Annotated in this window: 1 protein-coding gene; it reads left to right on the forward strand. The window is 71.0% G+C overall.

The window, feature by feature from the left end; genetic code table 11:
* Window positions 1-31 precede the first annotated feature (31 nt).
* Window positions 32-9,856: autotransporter-associated beta strand repeat-containing protein (locus VFY73_RS21520; protein ID WP_329722649.1), on the forward strand; the 9,825-nt coding region annotated here is incomplete at its 3' end.

Genomic DNA, 9,856 nt, shown 5'->3' on the forward strand with positions numbered 1-9,856 from the left:
GCCCCGAGGCTACGGTTGGGAGCCGCTTGAGATGAACCACGTCTACCGCAGCATCTGGAACGAAGTCACCCGCACCTTCGTGGCCGTCGCCGAAGTGGCGCAGTCCTGCGGCAAGCGGGTCTCGGGCAGCCGCCGCGCGGCCGGGCGGGGTCCGGCCCCGGCCGCCGGTGCGCAACGCTCGTCGCTGCGACCGCTGGTGCTGGAACCGCGGCTGATGTTCGATGCGGCGGCCGTGACCACTGTGGTGGAGGCGGCGGCCGCCGCGCACGCCGACACGGCGGCAGGGGCCGACACCAGCCACGGCGCAGTGCTGGCGGAAGCCGCGGCCCGGTGGTCAGCCCCGGCGGCGGTTGCCAGGCCCGACAAGACGGTGACGGCGGCCGGGACGGGCCTGGACATCGCACCCGCCGCGGCGGCCTGCCCGCCGGCGCCGCCCGACCGCCAGGAGATCGTCTTCATCGACACCGCCATCATCGGCTGGCAGACGCTGCGTGACGGTGTGACGGCCGGCGCCGAAGTGGTGCTGCTCGACCCCCGGCAGGACGGCCTGAGCCAGATGCTGGCGGCGCTGCAAGGCCGCAGCGATCTCGACGCGATTCACATCATGAGCCACGGCTCGGACGGCGAAGTGTGGTTGGGCTCGCTCAAGCTCGATGCCGCGTCGCAGGCGGCACGTGCCGCTGACCTCGCGACCCTGGGCGGCGCGCTGTCGGCCGGCGGCGACCTGCTGCTGTACGGCTGCAACGTGACGGCCGGCGCCGAAGGCGTGAGCTTCATCCGCCACCTGGCCGCCGAGACCGGCGCCGATGTCGCGGCGTCGACCAACCTCACCGGCGCTGCTGACAAGGGCGGCGACTGGGTGCTGGAAAGTGCGGTCGGCCAGATCGAAACCGACACCCTCGCGCCCGGAGCCTACCGCGACATCCTGGTCAATGTGGCCGGCACGGTCAGTTCCAGCGGGCAATCGGACTTCACCGACTACGGCACGGTGTTCACCGACGGTGAAGGCGGCTCGAGTGACATCGCCGGCATCGAATACGACATCTACTTCGCCGATGCGGCGCACAACGCGGTATCGACGGTCGTGGCGTACAACTTCGTGCCCAACGTCACGGCGTACCCGGTGCTGGCCGAAGGCAGCTTCAGTGGCGCGGCGGATGAACTCATCATCAAGAGTTCCGCCGGCGAGAACTTCAAGTTCACCAGCTTCTTCTTCGCCGATTTCAACGCGGTCGGCGCCACATGGACGGTGAAGGCCTACGACAACGGTGTGCAAGTCGGGAGCGACCAGCAGTTCACGGTCTCGCAGTCCGGCGACTACGTGAAGACCGTCAACCTGTCGGCCGATTTCGGCAACATCGACGAAGTCAGGATCACCGCCAGCGGCGGCGCCAGCGGTGGCCACATCTGGGGTGGCTTCAACGATTTCGTGTTCGACAACCCGGTCAGCGCGGCCCCCACGCTGAGCTCGGCCACCTTCACCGACAGCAACCTCAAGGTCGGCGAAACCTCGCCGGTCACCTTCGTCTTCTCCGAGGCCGTCACCGGCTTCACCACGGCTGACCTGACCGTGCCCAACGGCGCGATCACCGGCCTCGGCTCCAGCGATGGTGGCATCACCTGGACGGCTACCTTCACGCCGAACGCGTCCGTCACCGATGCCACCAACGTCATCACGGTCGACATGAGCGGCGTGACCAGCGTGGCCACGTCGAACGCCGGCACCGGCACCGCCGACTCCAGCAACTACGCGATCGACACGCAGGCGCCCGCGGTCACCTCGGTCAGCTCGCCCGATACCAACGACCACTACGTCGCCGGCCAGACGATCGACATCACCGTCACCTTCGACGACACCGTCACGGTGAGCGGCACGCCGCAGCTGACGCTGGAAACCGGCAGCACCGACCGGGTGGTCAACTACAGCAGCGGCTCGGGCAGCAACACGCTGACCTTCAGCTACACCGTGCAGGCCGGTGACACCAGCGCCGACCTCGACTACCTGAGCACCAGCGCGCTGACGCTCAACGGCGGCAGCATCCGCGACAGCTCGGGCAACGATGCCACGTTGACGCTGGCCAGCCCCGGCGCCGCCGGCTCGCTCGGCGCCAACAAGGCCATCGTGATCGACGCCGCGCCGACCATCGGCAACGTCGGGGGCGACAGCGTCGCCTGGGCCGGCGTCGGCAGCACCGTGGTGCTCGACCTCGGCGACAACGGCACGGTCGCCGACAGCGAATTCAGCGCGCTCAACAGCGGCAACGGCGACTGGGCCAGCGCCACGATGACCGTCAGCCGGCCCGGTACCGCGGTCTCGGCCGATGTCCTGGGCTTCAACACCTCGGGCGCGCTCTTCACCGTCAGCGGCGCCAACCTGCAGTCGGGCGGCCTGACCTTCGCCACCTACACCAACACTGGCGGCGTGCTGACCATCACCTTCACCAGCAGCGGCACAGCGGCCACCACCGCGCTGGTGCAGGACGTGATGCAGCGCGTGACCTACCGCAGCGACACGCCGGCCGGCGACGCCGGCATCCGCTTCACGCTGGACGACGGCTATTCGAGCGCCACCGCCGACGTGACCGTGACCAGCGACACCATCTACGTCACCAACACCACCGACACCGCCAGCATCGACGCCGCCGACGGCGTGAGCTTCAGCGAGGCGGTGGGCATCGCCGCGGCCGACGCCACCGGCAGCCAGACGCTGATCCTCTCCAGCGCGTTCAACACCAGCATGACGCTGGCCGGCAACCTGTCGATCGCCGAGAGCCTGACGCTGAATGCCGATTCGGCCAACGGCCTGACCTTCAGCGGCAGCACCATCACGCTCGGCGCCGCCACCACGCTGGGCTTCACCAATGCCAGCGGTACCGTCAGCATGGCCAGTGCGCTGGCCGGCAGCGGCTCGTTGAGCAAGGCCGGCGCCGGCACGCTGGCGCTGTCGAGCACCAGCAACGAAGGTGGCATGTCGGGCGACATCACCGTCACCGGCGGCACGCTGCGGGTGGGCAGCGACGACCACCTGTCGTCGGGCACGTTGACGCTCGACGGCGGCAAGCTCGCCAATGCCGTCGGCAGCGGCAGCTTCACCGTCGACAACGCCATCACGCTCGGCGCGAGCGGGGGCACCTTCGAGATCTCCGGCGGCGGGGGCGCGACGCAGGTCACGCTGTCCGGCGTGATCTCCGGCAGCGGCAGCCTGACCAAGACGACCGCCGCCATCCTGGAACTCAGCGGCAACAACGCCTACACCGGCGCCACCACCGTCTCGGCCGGCACGCTGCTGGTCTCCCATGCCAACGCGTTGGGCACGACCGGCGGCGCCACCACGGTGGCCAGCGGCGCCACCGCGCGCATCGCCGGCGGCCTGGCCGTCGACGAGGCGTTCAGCATCACCGGCACCGGCAAATCGGTCAGCTCCGTCGAATACGGGGCGCTGCACCTGGTCAGCGGCAGCAGCACGCTGAGCGGCAACATCACGCTCGCGGGCGACGCCGACATCAGCGCCGCCAGCGGCGCCACGCTGACGATCAGCGGCGCTCTGAACGGCAGCGCCGCCCTGAACAAGACCGACGCCGGCACGCTGGCGCTGTCGAACACCAGCAATGAGGCCGGCCTGAGCGGCGACATGACCGTCACCGCCGGCACGCTGAGCGTGAGCGCCGACGACAACCTTTCCACCGGCACGCTGACGCTGGCAGGCGGCACGCTGGCCCTGGCCGGCGTGACGACGATCGACAACGCCGTCAGCGTGCTGGCTTCGTCCACCTTGAGCGCGAGCGCCAACGCCACGTTGAGCGGCACCGTCAGCGGCACCGGCGCGCTCGCCAAGACGGGCGCTAGCACGCTCACCTTGAGCGGCAGCAACACCTACAGCGGCGCCATCACCGTCTCGGCCGGTGGCTTGACCGTGTCCGGCGGCAGCGCGATCGGCGACACCGCGGCCCTCGTGCTCGGTGCGGGCACGACGCTGACGCTCGCGGGGGGCAATGAAACCATCGGCTCGCTGTCCGGCAGTGGCAACGTGGTGCTGGGGTACCGCCTGACGCTGGGTGGCGACAACACCAGTACGACGTTTTCCGGCGTCATCTCGTCGAGCGGCTCGAGCGGCATCTCCAAGACCGGCAGCGGCACGTTCACCCTTTCCGGCGCCAACACCTACACCGGCTCGACGAGCGTCTCGGCCGGCACGCTCGCCATCGGCGGCGGCGGCACCGTCGGCAGCAACAGCGCGGTCACCGTGGCCTCGGGCGCCACGCTGTCTTCGAGCGTCGCGCATCTGTCGCTCGGCTCGTTGAGCGGCGCGGGCACCGCGGCCTTTGGCGCCAACATCCTCAGCGTGGGCGCCGCCAACTCCTCGACCACGTTTTCCGGCGCGCTGACCGGCAGCGGCGACGTGCAGAAGACCGGCACCGGCACCTGGACGCTGAGCGGCGACAACAGCGGCAGCAGCGCGGCCTTGCTGGTAAATGGCGGCGGGGCGCTGTCGATCGCGTCCGACGGCAACCTGACCACCGGCACCGTCACGCTCAATGGCGGCACGCTGACCCTGACCGGCGCCACCACGGTGGACAACGCCATCGGCCTGGGGGTCAGCCACGGCACCGTGCAGGCGAACGCGGCGGCCACGCTGGAAGGCTCCATCAGCGGCGGCGGCGATCTCGTCAAGACCGGCAGCGCCACGCTGACGCTGTCGGGCACCAGCGCCCACAGCGGCGACACGAACATCCAGGCCGGCACGCTGGTGCTGACCGGCTCGCTGGCCGCCACCAACGCGGTGGCTGTCAGCGCCGGCGCCACGCTGGCCGGCACCGGCACCATCACCGCCAGCAGCGTGACGGTCGCCAGCGGCGGCATCCTCGCGCCGGGCAGCGGCGGGGCCGGCACGCTGACCCTCAACGCCAACCTGAGCATGGACACCGGGGCCATCCTGCAGGCCGACATCAATGGCACCACCGCCGGCACCGACTACGACCAGGTGGTGGTCAACGGCAGCGTCACGCTGGGCGCCGGCAGCAACCTGCCGCTGCTGGCCGTCACCCACGGCTACACGCCGGGCCTGGCCGACAGCCACACGCTGATCGACAACGACGGCGGTGACGCCATCGGCAACACCTTCGACGGCCTGCCCGAGGGCGGCACGCTCACCGCCACCGGCAACGGCACGGTGCTGACGGCCAGCTACGTGGGCGGCGACGGCAACGACTTCACGCTGACTGCGCCGAGCAACAGCGCGCCGGTCGTGACCGGCCTCGACGGCGACACCACGGCGTACACGCCTGGCAGCACGGTGCTGCTCGACGCCGGCGGCGACGCCGTGGTCAGCGACGCCGAAGACGACCTGGCCGACTGGGACGGCGGCAGCCTGACGGTGCAGCGCGTGACCGCCGGCTCGGCGGACCCGAGCGCCAACGACGTGCTCGGCTTCGACCTCACCGGCGCCGGGTTCACCGTCAGCGGCGGCAACCTGCAGTCGGGCGGGCTGACCTTCGCCACCTTCACCAGCACCGGCGGCGTGCTGACGATCAACTTCACCGGCAGCGGCACCGCGGCCACCACCGCGCTGGTGCAAGACGTGATGCGCCACGTCAGCTACCGCAATGACACGCCCTACGGCAACGCCACCTTGCGCCTCGCGCTGAGCGACAGCATGGGGGCCAGCATCGACAGCGACGTCACGCTCACCTGCGCCTCGATCTACGTCGACCAGAGCAACGACGATGCGGGCGGCGACGCGGCCGACGGCTTCAGCCTGCGCGAAGCGCTGGCGCGCGGCAATGCACAAGGCGGTGCCGACACGATCTACGTGGTGCTCGCCGACGACAGCACCATCACGCTGGGCAGCAGTGTCAACGCCGGCAGCGGCGACGCGCTGGATCTCGGCCAGGCCAACGGCCTGACCGTGACCGGCCAGCAACTGCGCCTGGGCGGCAGTTTCGTCATCACCAACGACAGCGGTGACACCGCCACGCTGACGACCACGCTCAACGGCGGCAGCCTGCTGACCAAGGCCGGCGCAGGCACCCTGGTGCTGGACAGTACCGACAACGTCAACTGGCACAACGGCGGCACCACAGTCAGCGGCGGCACGCTGTCCGTGGCCAGCGACAGCATGCTGGGCACCGGCACCTTGACGCTCGACGGCGGCACGCTCGACGTGACCAGTGCCACCGTGATCGACAACGCGATCGCGGTGGGCAACCCCGGCGGCGCGCTCGGCGGCTCGGCCGACTGGACGGCCGCTGGCACCGTGTCGGGCAGCGGCGAACTCACCAAGACCGGCAGTGGCCAGCTGACCTTGTCGGGCACCAGTGCCCACAGCGGCGGTACCACGGTGAGCGGCGGCACGCTCGCGGTGGCCGGCGATGCGCAGCTCGGCAGCGGCACCCTCACGCTGAACGGCGGCACGCTGAGCCTCACCGGTGCCACCACCATCGACAACGGCCTCGTGGTCGGCGCCGGCAGCGGCACCGTCGCCATCGGCAGCGGCCTGACGGCCACGCTTTCGGGCCTGATCAGCGGCACCGGCGACTTCAACAAGAGCGGGGCCGGCACGCTCAGCCTGGCCAACACCGGGAACAGCGCCAGCAGCTGGAGCCTCGGCGTGACCGGCGGCACGGTGGCGGTCAGCGCGGCCGGCCAGATCGGCGGCGGCACGATCGAGCTTGCCGGCGGCACGCTGGCCATCGGCGCCAGCAGCACGTTCACGCTCGCGCAGCAGGTCCAGGTGAACGGTTCGTCCAGCATCGACGCCACCAACAGCAGCGCCGGGGTGGTGCTGAGCTTCAACGGCGCGATGAGCGGCAGCGGCGCGCTCGGCCTCGAGGCCAGCGACAGCCAGATCTACCTGAGCCAGGCCAGCGGCCTCACCGGCGATCTCACCGTGTCCTCGACCGGCTCCGGCCTGGTGGCCGCCGTCGGTAGCGGCACGCTGGGCAGCGGCCAGATCAACCTGGCCGCCGGCGCCACGCTCGCCGTCGCCGGCGACAGCCGCACCTTCGCCAACGACATCGTGCTGCTGGGCAACGCCATGCTGCGCACCGGCGCCCCGACCTCGGGCAGCGGCACCATCACCTTCAGCGGCGTGATCAGCGAAAGCGGCGGCGCGCGCAACCTGACGGTGAACGCCTACGCCTCCGGCGGCGGCACTGCCCTCGAGCTCGGCGGCAGCAACACCTACACCGGCACCACCACGCTCGCTGCAGGCACGCTGCGCGTGGCGGGCGATGCCAACCTCGGCAGCGGCACCGTGAGCCTCAACGGCGGCACGCTGGCCATCACCGGCGCGGGCACCATCGACAACAACGTTGCGGTGAATGGCGCGGCGACGGTGCAGGCCGATGCGGCCGTCACGCTGTCCGGCGTGCTGTCCGGCAGCGGCGGGCTGACCAAGCTCGGCAGCGGCACGCTGACCCTGACGGGCATGCAGACCCACACCGGCACCCTGGCCGTGACGGCAGGCGCACTGAGCGTGGCGTCCGATGCCAACCTCGGCAGCGGCGCGCTCACGCTCAATGGCGGCACGCTGGTGCTGACCGGCGCCACGACCATCGACAACAGCATCACGATCGGCGCCAGCGGCGCCACCGTGCAGGCCGATGCGGCGGCTGCGCTGTCCGGCGCGCTGTCCGGCAGCGGCGCACTGAGCAAGACCGGCAGCGGCACGCTGACGCTGAGCAGCAGCGCCAACGCCAGCGGCTTCAGCGGCACCACCGCGGTCAGTGCGGGCACGTTGGCTGTCGCCGGGGATGCCAACCTCGGCAGCGGCGCACTGACGCTGAACGGCGGGACGCTGGAGGTCAGCGCGGCGGGCACGATCGACAACAACATCGTGGTCGGCAGCGGTGGCGCGGTGCTCAACAACGCCGATGCCCTGACCCTGAGCGGCGCGCTCACCGGCACCGGCCTGCTCGACAAGCGGGGCGGCGGCACACTCACGCTGACCAACACCACCAATGCCAGCGGCTTCAGCGGCGCCACCACGGTGCGCGGCGGCACGCTGGCCGTGGCCGACGATGCCCAGCTCGGCGCGGGCACGTTGACGCTGAACGGCGGCCACCTCTCGGTCACCGCCGCGACGACGATCAACAACGCCGTGGCCCTGGTGAACGACGCGTCGATCACCGTGGCCGGCGGCCTGGTCACGCTGAGCGGCGCGCTCAGCGGCGGCGGTTCCTTGATGAAGCAGGGTGGCGGCACGCTGGTGCTCGGCAACAGTGGCAACGCCACCGCCCACACCGGCACGACGCAGGTGCGTGGCGGCACGCTGGCCGTGGCCGGCGACGCCAACCTGGGCGCCGGCACGGTCACGCTGAACGGCGGCACGCTGAGCGTGACCGGCGCTGGCGCGATCGACAACGCCATCACCCTCGTCGGCAGCGGCGGCACCATCGATGCGGGTGCCGCAGTGATGCTGAGCGGCGCACTCAGCGGCAGCGCCGCGCTGACCGTGCAGGGCAGCGGGGCGCTGACCCTGTCCAACAGCGGCAATTCGACCGGCTTCAGCGGCACCACCAACGTGCGCGACGGCGTGCTCAAGGTGGCCGGCGATGCCAACCTCGGTTCGGGCGCAGTGACGCTGAACGGCGGCACGCTGACGCTGACGGCCGCCACCACGATCGACAACGCGCTGGTCCTGGTGGGCAGCGGCGGCACCGTGGTGGCCGATGCGGCCGCCGCCACGCTGTCAGGTGATCTGTCGGGCGACGGCACCTTGACCAAGACCGGCAGCGCCGTGCTCACGCTCACGGGCACCGGGTCCTACACCGGCAGCACGCAAGTGCAGGCCGGCACGCTCCAGGTCACCGGCGCCTTGAACGGCACGGCCGACGTGGTGGTGGCCAGCGGCGCCACGTTGGCCGGCACCGGCAGCATCGGCACCACCGGCGCCAACGGCGAGGTGTATGTGCAGTCCGGCGGCACGCTGGCACCCGGCCTGGGCGCCGGCAGCACCGGCACGCTCACGCTTCACAACGGGCTGACCCTCAGCGCAGGGGCCGAGCTGCTGGCCGAGGTGCGCGGCAGCACCGCGGGCAGCGGCTACGACCAGGTCGTGGTCGAAGGCACCGTCAACCTGAACGGCGGCACCTTGACGCTCGACCTGGGCAGTTATGCCGCGACCGCCGGCGAAGCCTACACACTGGTCAGCAACGACGGCAGCGACGCGGTCGAACAGACCTTCGACGGCCTCGCCGAGGGCGACACCTTGACCGCCGCCGATGGCCGCGACCTGCAGCTGGGCTACGCGGGCGGCGGTGGCAACGACGTGGTGGTGACCGCGCTGAACGCCGCCCCCACCGTGGCCAACGCGTTGACGGCGCAGGCGGCCAGCGAAGACGCCGCCTTCAACTTCACCGTGCCGTCGAACACCTTCAGCGATGTCGACGCAGGCGACACGCTCAGCTACAGCGCGACGCTGGCCGACGGCTCGGCGTTGCCGAGCTGGCTGAACTTCGACTCGGCAACGCGCAGCTTCAGCGGCACGCCGGCCAACGGCGACGTGGGCGCGATCAGTGTGCGCGTGACGGCCACCGATGGCAGCAGCGCGAGCGTGTCCAGCGACTTCACGCTGACGGTGGTCAACACCAACGACGCGCCGGCCAGCAGCGGCATCACCGCGCAGTCGGCCACCGAAGACAGCGCCTTCAGCTTCACGGTGCCGTCGAACACCTTCAGCGACGTCGACGCGGGCGACACGCTCAGCTACGAAGCGACGCTGGCCGACGGCTCGGCGCTGCCGAGCTGGTTGAGCTTCGATGCGGCCACGCGCAGCTTCAGCGGCACGCCGGCCAACGGCGACGTGGGCGCGATCAGCGTTCGCGTGATCGCCACCGATGGCAGCAGCGCAACCGCC

The organism is Ideonella sp. (genome assembly GCF_036277275.1).
Classification (GTDB): Bacteria; Pseudomonadota; Gammaproteobacteria; order Burkholderiales; family Burkholderiaceae_C; genus Ideonella.